Here is a 13,849-nt window from a genome sequence, read left to right as displayed (position 1 = left end):
CTGCCGGAAGGGGGCGCCGACCTGCAGGCCGAGGGTCGCCCGAACAGCTCCTCGCAGCTATTCATCCCAGGTGTCTGTCTGCCAGCTCGGCGGCGCCACCATCCACCGGTCCCATCCGCCGGCAGCGCAGCGCGGCAGGAAAAATCAAACACAAGGCAACATGGCGGCGAGGCCGCGGCGGCCCTGGAGCCGGGTTGTGCCCGGACGTGGTCGCGCCACACGACTTCCCCGAGCGCACCCGGCCTTGAGCAGGCGTCAGACGTCCGGACGGTTCATGCGTCCGGACCGCCGGTGTGCCGCGCCCACGCCGAACCCGCGCCACCTACGCGAACCCTTTCTCCGAAGGAGAGTCCATGAAGACCCCTGACCTCCGCTTCCGGCGCTTAGAGCCGGTCGGCCTGATCGTCGCGCTGCTGTTGAGCCTGCTCGGACTGCAGGCGGCGACCGGAAGCACCGCGGCGCACGCCGCCACCAACCAGCTCCACGGCGTGAACTGGGCCGACCCCAACGACAACTTCGTCACCGGGAACATCACGCCGGTCGGCCTGTCGAACACGGACGACTACGCGACGACGTACGCGAAGGCCACCCCGATCCTCAAGGGCTTCCAGGCGCTGGGCGCCAACACCGTCCGCATGGCCTTCAACCGGGCGACTGTCAGCGGCAGTTGGTGGAACAGCTACACCGCCGCCTTCGATGCGGCCAACGCGCTGGGCATGAACGTCGTGCTCACCCCGTGGCTGCAGAGCGGTGTGATCGGCGACACCACCTCGTTCTACGCGATGTGGGACACCGTGATCAACAAGTACGCGGGCAACAGCCGGGTGTACTTCGGCATCATGAACGAGCCGTGGGGCTACAGCAACGCCGACGAGGACAACATCGCGGCGGCCTGGGTGGCGCACTACTCCCAGGTGCCCCGCGGACGGATCATCGTGCCCGGCTCCTGGGAGGGGAACCTGTGCGTCGTCGGCGCCGACTCCCGCCTCGACGGCACCCTGCTCTCGCTCCACGACTACACCCTCGGCGGGGAGACCCACCCCACCGAGGCCGACTGGATCACCAGCTTCGAGAACAACGTCTGCGGATACGACAGCCGCGCCATCCTCACCGAGTTCGGCGTGCCGATGAACACCGGGGTGAACTACGACGGCCCCCGCGACGGCGTCAACGACGTGTCCTTCCTCTACGCGCTCACCGACACCGTGCGCAAGCAGGGCATGGGCGCGATCCTGTGGACCGGCGTGAAGGCCGCCGACCAGACCCAGGGCCCCGGCCCGTGCGAGAACGCCTCCTGCGCGATCACCACCCTCCAGGGCACCGCGCCGAACTACACGCTGGGCATCACCAACCAGTCCGGCCTCGACCGGCTCCAGTACGCCTGGGGCACCAACCCCACGGGCGCCACCACCGGTCCCGTCCACGCGGTCGGCGCGGGCAAGTGCCTGGACGTGCCCGGCGCCTCCCAGGCCAACGGCACTGTGACGCAGACCTGGGACTGCAACGGCGCCGGCAACCAGACCTGGACCCACACCGCGGGCAACCAGCTCACGGTCTACGGCGGCGCGAAGTGCCTGGACGCCGCCAACAACCAGACGGCTCCCGGCACCCCGGTGGAGATCTGGGACTGCAACGGCGGCGCCAACCAGCAGTGGACGCTCAACACCAACGGCACGATCACCGGTGCGCAGTCAGGGCTCTGCCTCGACGTGACCGGGGCGTCCACCGCCGACGGCGCCAAGCTCGAGCTGTGGACCTGCTCCGGACAGAGCAACCAGCAGTGGACGCTCGGCTGACGCACTGCGCCCCAGCGGTCATCCGGGCGACCGGCCTGGCCCGCACACCGCGGTGTGCGGGCCAGGCCCCGGTCACTGGACGGTCCAGACCTGCTGCGACTGGTTTGCCATTGCCGAAGGCGCGAAGAACGGGAACTTCCCGGTCAGCGGCACCCACACGTTCATGAACGCCTACGAATTCCTCGACCAGCCGGGCGAGTTCTACTTCGACAAGACCCACCACATGCTGAAGGGCTCGACCCGCCGCGGCGCCCGCTCGCGCTCGCTCAGGTGCCGCGGACCCCGCTGCCGGCGGGGCGGGAGGGGGCGGCGGCGGTGCTGCGGCGGAGGGTGACGGGCGGGCTGAGCAGCACGTGCCGGGCGGGAGCGGCAGGATCGTTGATGTGCTCGGTGAGGAGGGCCATGGCGTGGGTGGCCAGGTCGTCGGCCGGGACATCGGCGGCGGTGAGCGCGGGGCGGAAGTCCTCTGCCCAGTGGGTGGCGACGACTCCGGTGATGGAGAGGTCGTGGGGGATGCGGAGCCCGGCCTCGGCCACGGCCCGCTGGACGCCGGGCATGGCCGCCTCGTTGACGGTGACCAGGCCGGTGGTCTCCGGGTGCGCCTGCAGGAGCCGGGCGATGCAGTCCTGGCCGGAGCGGGCGTCGTCGCCGCACGGGAGTTCGATGCCCTCAAGCCGGTGCTCCTCGGCTGCGCGGAGGAAGCCGGAACGGGCCCGGAGAGCGGGCCCGTAGCCGGCGGCGAGGAGCTCGGGTGAGCGGTTGAGCAGAGCGATCCGCCGATGGCCGAGATCGGCCAGGTGGCGCACGCAGTGGCTGATCAGGCCTTCGTAGTCGATGTCGACCCAACGCATCTGCTCGTCGTCGGAAGGTCGGCCGATCCCGACGAACGGCATGCGGGCCTCGCGCAGGCGGTCGATGCGGGTGTCCTCGAGACGGATCTCCATGAGGATGACACCGTCGACGCGGCTCTCGAGGACCAGCCGCTCGAAGGACCGGTCGTGGTCGCCGCCGGAGGTGGAGAGCAGGACGTCCAGGTCGACCCGGGTCGCGGCATCGACGATGCCGGCGACGAAGTCCAGCTGCATGTGGGTCAGGCGCTTGCCGGCCGGCGGGATGACCAGGCCGACAGTCCGGGTGCGGCCCTCGGCGAGGGCGCGTGCGGAGGCGTTCGGGCGGTAGCCGAGCTCGTCGATCACGTCCTGGATGCGCTTGCGCGTGGCGGGGGAGACCTGCCGCTTGCCGCTCAGCGCGTACGAAACGGTGCTGCGCGAGACTCCCGCGCGCTGTGCGATCTGCTCGATGTTCACGCCGCTCCCTGGTGGCCTGTGGAAGGAGGCCATGCTACCCGAGGGAAGCGGTTCGACTGGGCCGCCGTCCGGGAGCGGAGCCGGTCCTGCAGGCGGCGCCATCGCAAGCGTCGAACCGGTTCACCCCGTCGGTTCGACACCCGGTCAGCCCAGGTCGGCCCGGGCGGGGGATCCCCACCATGCGGGGAGCCCCCCGCCCGGGAACACGTCAGCCCATGCCCTGGAGGCGCCAGATCTGGTTCTGCTTGGTCCCCAGAGCGCTCGCCGGGTCACAGGTCCACTGGTGGATGAGGGCGCCCGGGGCGGTGGAGACGCCGCTGACGTCCACGCACTTGCCGCTGTGCACCGCGACCAGCTGGTAGTCCTTGCTGTTGCCGAGCGCGCTGACCGGCCTGAGGGTGAACTGCTGGTTGGTGCCGCCGCTGCAGTCCCACTGGATGACCGCGGCGCCGTCGGCCGTGGAAGCGCCCGAGACGTCAAGGCACTTGCCGCTGTACTCGTTGACGACGGTGTAGGTGCCGGCCGTTCCGGCCACCGGCTTGAGGTCGAGCATCTGCTGGTAGCCGCCCTCGCAGGGGTACTGCTGGTACTGGGTGGCGTCGGCAGTGCTGAGGTTGGTGTCGTCCAGGCACTGACCGCTGTTCTGCACCACGGCGACCGTGGAGACGGTGGTGTTCGACGGCGGCAGCAGCGTGACGGTGTAGCCGTCCGCGGCGTCCGTCCACGGCACGCTCAGCGAGGCGGAGTTGCCGCTCACGGTCAGGGTCTGGTCGGAGACCGTCACCGGACCCGCCACCGCCCCGCCGCTGTTGGCCGGTACGCGCTGGACGATCGCGCGCACCCGGCCGTTCTCCACCACCGACGTGGTGTCGAGGCGGTTGAGGCCGACGGTGACGTTGCCGGTGTTGCCGTTGCTGCCCAGCAGGATCTTGGCGTTGCGCGCGGTGTTGTCCTTGGTCGCCACTCCGTCGGTGTTCGTGCCGGGCGTGAGGTTCACGAGGTTGCCGGTCTGGGAGCCGTAGTAGCGGTACGTGAACCACTCGCCGCGCGGCAGGTACTGGCCGGAGCTGTTCTTGGTGAGCAGGCCGGCCTCGAAGTCGTGCAGGCCGGGGCCCCCGCCCCAGTTGGAGCGCAGGCCGTCGGCGCCGGCCCGCTCCAGGCGGCTGATGAACCAGCCGCCGCCACCGGGGTTCTGCTGCTCGAGCCCGCCGTACTCGTTGATCTGGTGCGGCCGGGTGTTGGCCAGGCCCGCGGCGGCGAGGGTCGCGTTGGCGTCGCTGACGGCCTGGACGGGGTCGTGCGGAATCGCATGCCAGCTGTAGATGTCAGGGGCGGCGTTATTGGCCTTGACGTAGTTCAGGTAGGTGGTCCACCAGGTGTTGCCGGAGTTGGGCGGGGTCGCCATGCTGGGGCCGACGATGAGCTGCCCCGGGAGGTTGGCGCGCACGGCGGCGCGGAACCGCGACCACATCTGCAGGTACTGGGCCTGGGACCGGCCCCAGAAGCCGTTCTGGTCCGGCTCGTTCCACAGGTCCCACTCCACCGTCATGTTGTTGGCCCTGACGTCGGAGACGAGCTGGTTGACGAAGTCGTCGAACTGGGTCCAGTCGCCGTTGTCGCCGGGGAAGGCCTGGTTGGTGGTGCCGTCGGCGCCCCACAGGTCGTGCGGCAGGAGCACGAAGGTGCCGCCGAGGGCGGCGGTGCGCCGGTACTGGGCGAGGGTGGCGTTCCAGCGGGTCTGGTAGTCGGCCAGGCTGGTGGCGTAGCCGCCACCGTTGAGCTGGGCCCCGCCGGCCCGCTCGAAGTGCCACTTGATGTCCCGGTAGAAGTGGTCCGGCGGCAGCGAGCCGTCCGGAGTCATCCCGTACAGGGTGCCGGAGGCGTGGTAGCCGGGGGCGCCACCGGTGGCGGAGAAGTCGACGCTCACGCCGGTGTCGGCGGCCTGGGACGGCGTGGCCGGCCCCAGCGTCGTGGCCAGGGCGGCCAACAGGACGGTAGCGGCCGAGACCGCCCGTCGTCCGGTGCGGGTCGTCGGCCCGGGAAGTTTGGCGGCAGACCTCATGGTGCGGCTCCTCTGGGTGGGGGTGCGGTGAAGGGCGCCGGGCCCGATCGGTCCCGGGGCCCGGGGGAGGCGGTCGGTCAGCGGCTGCTGCGGTGCGCGTGTGCCTCGGCGAGGAGGAGGTAGCTGCTGGCCGTCCACGTGTAGGCGCGGTCGCGGAGGCCTTCGCCGGTGAGGGCGTCGAAGTTCTCGGCGAAGCCGGACTTCTCGCACAGGGCGCGGAAGCGGCCGCTGATCTCGTCGGCCAGGTCCACGTGCCCGGCGCGGCGCAGCCCGTCCTCGATCAGGACGGTGGCGGGCGCCCAGATCGGGCCGCGCCAGTAGCCGTCGGCCTGGTAGTGGGGCGAGTCGGGCCGCTCGGTGGCCAGCCCGTGGGCGGTCAGGTGGGCCGCTATCCGGGCGGCCAGGCGGGCGCTGATGTCGCCGGGCAGGTGCTCGCCGAGGACGATGGGCATCAGGTCCAGCAGGCTCAGGCTGGTGGTGCCCGCACCGGTGTGGGGGGACCGGGCCTGGAACTGTTCGCCGGTCCACAGTTCCTGGATCACGGCGGCTTGGAGGGTCTGCGCCGAGTGCGCCCAGGCGGCCGCCTCGTCGGCGCGGTCGAGCTCGGTGGCCAGATCGGCGAGTTCGCGCAGTTGCAGGATCAGGAAGGCGGAGAGATCGGCGGTGATCCGCACCCGCCCGGGGTCGAAGGCGGTGGAATTGTCCCAGCCGCTGTCGTTGCCGTGCTGGTAGTGCGGCAGCAGCTGCCCGGGCGCGCGCCTGGAGTCGAGCCAGAACCTGCTCCACCGTTCCAGGCGGTGGTAGGCGCCGGTGAGTTCGGTGCGGCTCAGCGGGCGCGGCAGGCGCCGTCGCAGGTGCCGCAGGGCCCAGCCGTGGATGGGGGGCTTGACGAAGTTGTAGAGGATCTCGGAGTGGGTCACCGAGTCGGGCAGCGCGCCGCTCCCGTCCTGGTGGTCGAACATGATCTGGAACTGGTCCCAGGCCAGCCCCGGGGCTCCGGGGGCCAGCGCGAGGGCGTTGAAGCAGTGGTCCCAGCTCCAGACCTTGTCCATCCAGTGCTTGGACATCAGGACGGCAGGGCGCTCGAGGAACCCGGCCGGCCCCACTGTCGCCGACCACACCACGTAGGCGGCCAGTTCGGCGGCCGGCGTGTCCGGGGTGCGCCACGGGGTGACGGCGTCGGCGAAGCGGGCGAACTCCTGGTCGGCCCGGTTCGCCGTCTGCTCGTGGGTGCCTGACGGGGCGTAGGGCGGACGGGCGCTGTCGAGTTCCTCGACGGCCGCCTCCCACGCGCCGCTGCCGTCGCCGGCCAGGGTCAGCCCGCGGTCGGCGCCGCCGAGCGCCTCGACACCCCGGACGTCCGCCTCCTGCCCGGCCAGCACAGTGACGCGGTAGCGCCTGCCGGTCTCGTAGGAGGTGAACAGGTAGGAGCCGTCGAGCGGGTCGTGGATGAAGTACGTGCCGCTGAACGGCGTGAGCCGTTCGGCCGCGGCGCAGATCCGCAGACCCAGACCGGTACCGCGCAGCCGCAGGGTGTCGGCGGACTGGTAGGCCAGCTCGATCCGGCCGCCCTGCGCGTCCCAGGTCAGCCGCCCCGGCGTCGCGTTCCAGTGCGTCTCGACCCGCTCGCCGCGCTCCCCGTCGACGGGGACCAGGCGCAGCACGGCGTGCATGCCGCCCTGGTGGGAGACCAGGTGCAGGTCCTCGGCGCGGACGTGCTCGGAGACCACGGGCGAGATGTTGAACCAGGAGCCGTGGCTGCTGAAGGGGATGTCGCGGATGTTGAAGGCCGGGCCAGTGAGGGCGTCGGTCATCGTAGGGCGCTCGTTTCTGGTGCGGGGCGTGCTCTGCCGGCCTCGTGGCGGCCGCGAGGCGCGGGCTCGCCGAGGGGCAGAGGCTTCCGGGGCGGGGAGGTGCCGGCGGTGTCAGTCCTTGACGGCTCCGGCGGTGACGCCGGCGGCGACGTAGCGCTGGGCCAGGACCAGGATCAGCGCGGTGGGAACGGAGGCGACCACGGCGGTGGCCATGATGGCGTTCCACTGCTGGTTGTTGTTGCCGATGTAGTGGTAGATCCCCAGCGTGATCGGCTCGTGGGCGCCGCCGCCGTCCAGGGTGCTGGCGAACACGAAGTCGGACCAGGACCAGAGGAACGCGAAGAGCGAGACCGTGACGATCGCGTTGCGGCTCATCGGCAGGACGATCGACCAGAAGGTCCGCAGGCTGCCCGCACCGTCGGTCCTGGCCGCCTGCAGCAGTTCGCCGGGGATGCCGCCCATGAACGCGGTGAAGATCAGTACGGCGAACGGGACGGCGATCGTGGAGTCGGCGACGATCAGGCCCGGAACCGACTGCAGCATGCCCAAGGTGAGGTAGATGGTGTAGAAGCCCATCGCCATGATGATGCCGGGGACCATCTGCGCGACCAGCAGCACGAAGCCGAGGACTCCGCCGCCCCGCGGGCGCAGCTTCGCCAGCGCGAAGCCGGCGGGTGCGGCGAGGGCCACGGTGAGCGCGACGGTGCCGAGCGCGATGACCAGGCTGGTGCCCAGATAGGGGAGTTGCTGGTCCAGGACGGCCCGGTAGCCCTGCAGCGTGCCGTGCACCGGGAACCAGGCCGGTGGGGACTTGCGCATGTCCCGGTCGCGGGTGAAGGACACGTTCAGCATCCAGTAGACCGGGAACAGCATCAGCGCCGTGAGCAGGACGCCGGTCGCGGTCTTCCACCAGGAGGTGCGTCGTGCGGTCATGACTCCTGCTGCTTTCGCTGGACGCGGATGTACACCAGGCCGAAGACCAGGGCGATCAGGACCAGCAGGTTCCCGACGGCGGCGCCGTGCCCGAAGGCCGGCAGCGCGTTCCCGAAGCCGAGCCGGTAGGACCAGGTGGCCAGCGTGGTGGAGGAGTTGACCGGACCGCCCTTGGTCATGATCCAGATGATGTCGAAGACCTTCAGGGTGTAGACCAGGCCCAGCAGCAGGGTGATCGCCGAAACCGGGCGCAGCAGTGGGAAGGTGACGTGGCGAAAGCGCTGCCAGGCGTTCGCGCCGTCCAGGGCGGCGGCCTCGTAGAGGGAGGCCGGAATGCTCTGCAGCCCGCTGTACAGCACCACCAGGTTGAACGGGATCCCGATCCAGATGTTCGCGATCACCACCGATGCCAGCGACCAGCTGGGGGAGGTGAGCCAGTTGACCGGGCCGATGCCCACCGCGTGCAGGAGGGCGTTGACGACGCCGGAGTCGCTGTTGAGCATCCACGACCAGGTGGAGGCCGACACGATCAGCGGCAGCAGCCAGGGCACCAGGAACAGGGCGCGAAGCGTGGCCGCGAGGCGGAAGTGCTGGGCGAAGAAGACCGCGAGGGCCAGGCCGATCCCGTACTGCAGGAGCAGGCTGGCGGCGGTGAACAGCACGGTGTGCATCAGCGCGGGCAGGAAGGTGGGGTCGTTCAGGACCGCGCCGTAGTTGGCCAGTCCGGTGAAGGGTGCGTCGCCGGTCACGAACGAGCGCACCGTGTAGTCGCGCAGGCTCAGGTCGATGTTGCGGTAGAGGGGGTAGGCGTAGAACACGCCGAGGTAGATCACCACCGGTGTGAGGAATCCCCAGGCCGCCCATTGCTGGGAGCGGGGGCGGGACCTGGTGCGGGTGGCACCGGCGCGGCTGCGCGACGGGGGCGGGGTGACGGCCGGCCCGTCCCCGTCGCGCACAGAGCGGTTGGCCGGTATCCGTGCTGAGTTGTTCATCGGGCGGTCTGCTGTCCTCGCGGCTGGTGGTGCTACTGGGCCGAGGCGGCCGACTGCGCTGCGGAGAGTGCGGCCTGCGGCGGCTTGGATCCGGTCAGTGCGGTCTGGACCGAGGTCCACAACTGCTCAGAGATCTTCGGGTACTTGGTGCCCAGGTCGTCGCTGGTGCGGCCCTTCGCGGCCTTGACGGAGTCGACCCAGGTCGTCAGGCCGGGGTCGGCGGCGGCCTGCTTGTCCTGCCCCGCGGCGGTGGCCGCGATGTAGGAGAGCGTGGTGTCGGTGGCGGAGGAGTTGTCGGCACTGGTCAGGCAGGACACCAGCTTGTCCGAGACGCCGTAGCGGGCGGACTTCTTCTGGACCGGGACGGTGACGAACTCGCCCCCGGTCGGCGCCGGGGCGGTACCACCGGTCATGCCGGGGATCGGGACGACCCCGTAGTCGAAGCCGGCCTTCTTGGCGTTGGCCAGCTGCCAGGTGCCGTTCTCCGCGAAGGCGAACTCGCCGGTGGCGAACTCCTGCCAACTGGTGGTCTGCGTGTTGTTGATGACCGAGTTGGGGGCCAGGCCCTGCTTGACCCAGTCGGTCCACAGCGACAGCGCGGAAGCGGCCTGTGCCGAGTCCAGGTGGGTGAGTTGGGCACCCGATCCCCAGAACCAGGGCAGGAACTGGAAGCTTCCCTCCTCGGTGCCGATCGCGGAGAAGGTGATGCCCTTCTTGCCCGCGGCCTTGACCTTGGCCAGGGCCGCGGTCAGCGACGCCCAGTCCTTGACCGAGGCGATGTCCACGCCGGCAGCCGCCAGGACCGCCTTGTTGTAGTAGAGCGCCAGGGTGTTCGCGCCGATCGGGGTACCGAAGGTCTCGCCGCCGATCTGGCCTGCCGCGAGCAGGTTGGGCGACACCGCCGAGGTGTCGACCTTGTTCTCCTTGGTCGAGGTCAACACTCCGGCCTGGGCGAGCGTGGAGACCACCGGATTGTCGACGATCAGCACGTCCGGGGAGTTGCCCTGCTGCGCCGCGAGGAGAGCCTTGTTGGTCAGGTCGCTGGTGTCGAAGGCGGTCCGCTTGATCTGCACACCGGCCTGGGTGCCGCAGGTCTCCAGCAGCTTGGCCCAGGCGGAGGAGCCGTCGAACTGGGGGTACGGGTCCCAGACGGTGTAGGTGCCGCCCGCATCGGCGGCGGACGAGCCGGCCGAGGAGGAGCAGGCGGTACCGGCGGAGGCGAGGACGACCGCGGCGAGCGAGGCGGCGGCGAGTCGCCAACCGGTGGATCTGTTCATGGCGCTGAACCCTTCGGGGCAGGCGGAGCGGAAGGCGCGGGGGAGGAAGGCGGGGCAGGGGGAGGTTGCTTCTGCGTTACGGAGCTGTGTCGAACCGATTGATCGAACCGGTTCGACAGAACATAAGACTGCCGTCTGGGGGCGTCAAGAGATCGGGTGAAACTTCGTCACCGGGTGCTGGCACGGCGGATTGAAGCCAGGGCGGCAGTCTTGCCGTGCCGTTCGGGCTTGCGGGGAGTGGCGATGCGCACTACATTCGCCGAATCGGTTCGACAGTGTCCGCAGCACATCGGCGCGTTCGGCGGACCGGCCATCCCATCTCCATGAGGACAGCAATGAACATCGGGGAGATCGCCAGCCGCGCAGGCGTCTCGCGGAGTACCGTCTCCTACGCGCTCAGCGGCAAGCGCTCGGTCTCGGAGGCCACCCGCAAGCGCATCCAGGACGTCATCGACGAACTCGGATACCGGCCCAACGCCGCTGCCCGCGCCCTCAAGGAGGGGCGGACCCGGACCATCGGCCTGGTGATCCCGCCTGCCAGCACCCGGCTGACCCACATGCAGCTGGACTTCGTGGCCAGCGTCGTCGAAGCCGCGGCCCGCGCCGACCTGGACGTCCTGCTCTCCCCCTCCGGGGGCGACCACGACCGATCGTTCGAGCGCCTGCTGTCCGGCGGGCGCGTCGACGGGGTGATCCTGATGGAGATCCGCCTGGAGGACTCGCGGGTCCGCAGGCTGCAGCTCGCCGAACTGCCGTTCGTCGGCATCGGGCACACGGCCCGCGCCCAGGAGATGTGCTGGATCGACCTCGACTACGCCGCCGTGATCAACCAGTGCGTGCACCACCTCGCGGACCTGGGCCACACCCACATCGCCCTGGTCAACCGCTCGGTCGAGCTGGTCGCAGCCGGCTACGGGCCCGGGCACCGGGCCCGCGAGGGGTTCGCCGCAGCCCTCGCCCAGCGCGGCATCCAGGGCATCGACCTGGAGTGCGGGGACGACCCGGCCGCCGGCCTGGAGTGCGCCACCCGGCTGCTGAGCGCCCACCCTGACGTCACCGCGGTCGTGACGATCAATGAAGCCGCGCTGCCCGGCATCCAGCGGGGCCTGGAGGAGGCCGGGCTCACGGTGCCCAGGGACTTCTCCATCACCGGCGTCGCCGGCCGCACCTGGGCCGAGGGGTTCCGGCCCCCGCTGACCGCCGCGGACGTTCCGGCTCAGGACATCGGGACCCGGGCCCTGGACCTCCTGCTCGAACGAATGACCAGCCCCGGCGCCCCCCTCCGCCACATCCTGCTGGCCCCACCGGTGTCGCTGCGCGGCAGCACCGGCCCCGTGCGCGCCGCCTAGCCTGCCCGGACGATACCGCCTCCGGACACCCCGAAGGCCCAGGCCAGAACCTCTGACCTGGGCCTTCGCGCTTCCCGGAAGCGGCCGGACGCTGCCTCAGCCCGCCGCCTCGATCTTCTCCCGCAGCGCCGTCAGCAGCTGGCGCAGCAGCTCGATGGTGCCCTCGTCCACCAGGTTGCCCGCCTCGTCGAAGCGCTCGTGCGAGCGGAAGACGATCAGCTCAGGCTTGACCACCACGTCGTTGTCGGTGGTCACGAAGATCTGGCGCAGCGCCAGCTGGGCCCGCACGCTGCCGAAGTTGCCCGGCGCCGCACCCATGATCGCGGTCGGCTTGCGGCGCAGCGGCACGCCCTCCTCCCGGGTCCAGTCGGTGCTGAGCCAGTCCAGCGCGTTCTTCAGCACGCCCGGGATCGAGTAGTTGAACTCCGGCGTGGCGATCAGCAGTCCGTCGGCCTCGGTGACCCGGCGGCGCAACTCCTCCACGATCTCGGGGCGCTTGCCGGGGAAGTCGAGGTCGTAGTCGTAGGGCGGGATCTCGCGCAGCTGGTCGTAGATCTCGATCTCCAGGTTGCCGGGCGTGAACTTCTGCGCGGCCTGCAGCAGCCGGGTGTTGTGGGAGTCGCTGCGCAGCGAGCCGGAGAGGGCGAAGACCTTGGACATGGCGGTGCTCCTTGGCGGGGTCGGACGCACCCCGCGGAGGGTGCGGTGAGGTGGCGTTCCGTCAAGCGGCCGGCCGGTGCGGCGGGCGCTGCGGAGAGGGGTGGGCCAGTGGGCGTCCCGGCCCGGGCGGCGTCCGGGTGCGGCGCAAGGGCCGGCCGCGGATCGCGTCCCGTGCCGGGCGGCTGCCTGGCGACGGAGTGAAATCTAAACTGCTCAGTTCATTGCGTCAACCAGACGGTTCAGTCTTGACACTGAACAGGTTAGTTCAGTTGACTGTGGGGCATGACGAACACCGCCTCCACCGCCACCGTCTCCACCACCGCCTCGCCGGCCCGGGCCCGCTCGACCGCCCAGGTCGTCGACCCCGTGCGCACCTTCGAGGGCGCGGGCTTCCCGGTCCGCCGCCCCTTCCCGGTCGCCGCGCTCCCGCACCTCGACCCGTTCCTGATGGTCGACCAGACCGGCCCGCTGGACCTGGCGCCGGGGGAGGCCAAGGGCGCGCCGGACCATCCGCACCGCGGGTTCCAGGCCGTCTCGTACGTGATCGAGGGTGCGATGGCCTACGCCGACTCCACCGGCGCCCGCGGCGTCACCGAACAGGGCGCGGCGCAGTGGCTGACCGCCGGTTCCGGCATCCTGCACGCCAACGAGCCGGTCGCCGAGCTGCTGGAGCACGGCGGCCGCCAGCACCAGGTGCAGGTCTGGGTCAACCTGCCGGCCCGCCTCAAGACGCTGCCGGCGTCCGCCCAGGACCACGGTCCGGCCGACATCCCGGTGGTCCGCACGCCCGACGGCAGCTCGATCAAGGTGCTGGCCGGCCGCACCCACGGCGTCGAGGGCCCGTTCCGCCCGCACACCCCGGTGCTGCTGGTGCACGCCGAACTGCCCGCCGGCGGCACGGCCGAGTTCACCGTGCCGGCCGGGCACAACGCCGGTGTGCTGGTGCTGTCCGGCGCCGCCGCGCTGCCGGACGCCGCCCTCGCCGACGGCCAGTTCGCGGTGCTCGCCGGCGACGGCGAGCGGATCACGGTCAGCGCCCCCGAGGTCCCGGCCTCGCTGTTGCTGCTGGCCGGCGAGCCGATCGGAGAGCCGATCGTCCGCAGCGGCCCCTTCGTGATGAACACCGCCGAGGAGATCCGGCAGGCCCAGGCCGACTTCCAGGCCGGCCGCTTCGGCTCCATCCCGCCCGCCTGACCCACACCCCCCACCACGCCCCGGCGACCCCACCGAGACACCCGCAATTACCAGAGGAGCCAGTTCAGATGACCGCCACCGCCCTGCTCGCCACCCCGCTCCGGAACCGCCGCGCCCGGCTCGAGTCCGCCACCCCCAAGTGCCCCGCGGCCGCGCGGCGCTCCGGTGAGCCGGTCGCCGTCGACGGCCGCTTCGTCCTGGGCACCGGCGAGCGGCTGCGGCAGGCCCGGCTCGACATCGCCGCCCGCCGGGCCGGCTTCCTGCTCCCCTGACCGGTGTCCCGGCCGGCACCACCGAACGGCCCGTCCGAGGAGCTCAGTTGACCACCGCCACCCTCCCCGCCGACGCGGGCACCCCCGCGGCCACCGGCCGCGGGGCCCGTGCCGGCCTGCCGCTCACCCTGCTCGCCGCCCCTGTGCGGCGGGCCTGTCCGGGCCGAGTCCGACGCTGCCCGCCGCCACCCTC

11 protein-coding genes are annotated in these 13,849 nt (G+C 71.1%); 4 read left to right on the top strand and 7 right to left on the bottom strand.

The window, feature by feature from the left end; translation table 11 throughout:
- The first annotated feature begins 353 nt into the window (after positions 1-353).
- Positions 354-1,796 carry a ricin-type beta-trefoil lectin domain protein gene (locus ACFYNO_RS23805; RefSeq protein WP_388015833.1) on the top strand — a complete coding sequence of 481 codons (1,443 nt, stop codon included), beginning with the start codon at positions 354-356 and terminating at the stop codon, positions 1,794-1,796.
- A gap of 266 nt (positions 1,797-2,062) precedes the next feature.
- On the opposite strand, the gene ACFYNO_RS23800 is transcribed toward ACFYNO_RS23805, so the two are convergent.
- The 6 genes from ACFYNO_RS23800 to ACFYNO_RS23775 all read right to left on the bottom strand — a co-directional run bounded on the left by ACFYNO_RS23800 (position 2,063) and on the right by ACFYNO_RS23775 (position 10,181).
- Positions 2,063-3,103 carry a LacI family DNA-binding transcriptional regulator gene (locus tag ACFYNO_RS23800; RefSeq protein WP_388015830.1) on the bottom strand — a complete coding sequence of 347 codons (1,041 nt, stop codon included), beginning with the start codon at positions 3,101-3,103 and terminating at the stop codon, positions 2,063-2,065.
- 208 nt (positions 3,104-3,311) lie between these two features.
- Positions 3,312-5,165: an RICIN domain-containing protein gene (locus tag ACFYNO_RS23795; RefSeq protein ID WP_388015827.1), complete on the bottom strand. Its 1,854-nt coding sequence runs from the start codon at positions 5,163-5,165 to the stop codon at positions 3,312-3,314.
- Between the two features lie 77 nt (positions 5,166-5,242).
- A complete protein-coding gene (locus ACFYNO_RS23790; protein ID WP_388015824.1) occupies positions 5,243-6,979 on the bottom strand; it encodes an amylo-alpha-1,6-glucosidase in 1,737 nt (578 codons plus the stop codon).
- 111 nt (positions 6,980-7,090) lie between these two features.
- On the bottom strand, positions 7,091-7,912 hold the full coding sequence (locus ACFYNO_RS23785) for a carbohydrate ABC transporter permease (RefSeq protein WP_388015821.1): 822 nt from the start codon (positions 7,910-7,912) through the stop codon (positions 7,091-7,093).
- Complete coding sequence (locus ACFYNO_RS23780; protein ID WP_388015818.1) at positions 7,909-8,904, bottom strand: carbohydrate ABC transporter permease; 996 nt, start codon at positions 8,902-8,904, stop codon at positions 7,909-7,911. Before ACFYNO_RS23780 ends, ACFYNO_RS23785 begins: the two co-directional genes overlap by 4 nt.
- 32 nt (positions 8,905-8,936) lie before the next feature.
- Positions 8,937-10,181 (bottom strand): extracellular solute-binding protein, encoded by a 1,245-nt coding sequence (locus ACFYNO_RS23775; protein ID WP_388015815.1) that lies wholly within the window; start codon positions 10,179-10,181, stop codon positions 8,937-8,939.
- Positions 10,182-10,504: 323 nt separating this feature from the next.
- Between ACFYNO_RS23775 and ACFYNO_RS23770 the strand changes: the two genes are divergently transcribed.
- Complete coding sequence (locus ACFYNO_RS23770; RefSeq protein ID WP_388015812.1) at positions 10,505-11,530, top strand: LacI family DNA-binding transcriptional regulator; 1,026 nt, start codon at positions 10,505-10,507, stop codon at positions 11,528-11,530.
- 96 nt (positions 11,531-11,626) lie between these two features.
- Here the strand turns inward: ACFYNO_RS23770 and ACFYNO_RS23765 are convergent, their stop codons facing one another.
- A complete protein-coding gene (locus ACFYNO_RS23765) occupies positions 11,627-12,190 on the bottom strand; it encodes an NADPH-dependent FMN reductase (protein ID WP_388015809.1) in 564 nt (187 codons plus the stop codon).
- Between the two features lie 282 nt (positions 12,191-12,472).
- On the opposite strand from ACFYNO_RS23765, the gene ACFYNO_RS23760 reads away from it, so the two are divergent.
- Both ACFYNO_RS23760 and ACFYNO_RS23755 read left to right on the top strand, forming a co-directional pair.
- A complete protein-coding gene (locus ACFYNO_RS23760; protein WP_388015806.1) occupies positions 12,473-13,384 on the top strand; it encodes a pirin family protein in 912 nt (303 codons plus the stop codon).
- A gap of 68 nt (positions 13,385-13,452) precedes the next feature.
- Positions 13,453-13,656 carry a hypothetical protein gene (locus tag ACFYNO_RS23755; protein WP_388015803.1) on the top strand — a complete coding sequence of 68 codons (204 nt, stop codon included), beginning with the start codon at positions 13,453-13,455 and terminating at the stop codon, positions 13,654-13,656.
- Positions 13,657-13,849: the final 193 nt, after the last annotated feature.

The organism is Kitasatospora sp. NPDC006697, from assembly GCF_042869935.1.
In the GTDB taxonomy this organism is placed as follows: domain Bacteria; phylum Actinomycetota; class Actinomycetes; order Streptomycetales; family Streptomycetaceae; genus Kitasatospora.
The sequence above is the reverse complement of the archived record's forward strand: the minus strand, read 5'-3'. Positions and strand labels throughout refer to the sequence as shown.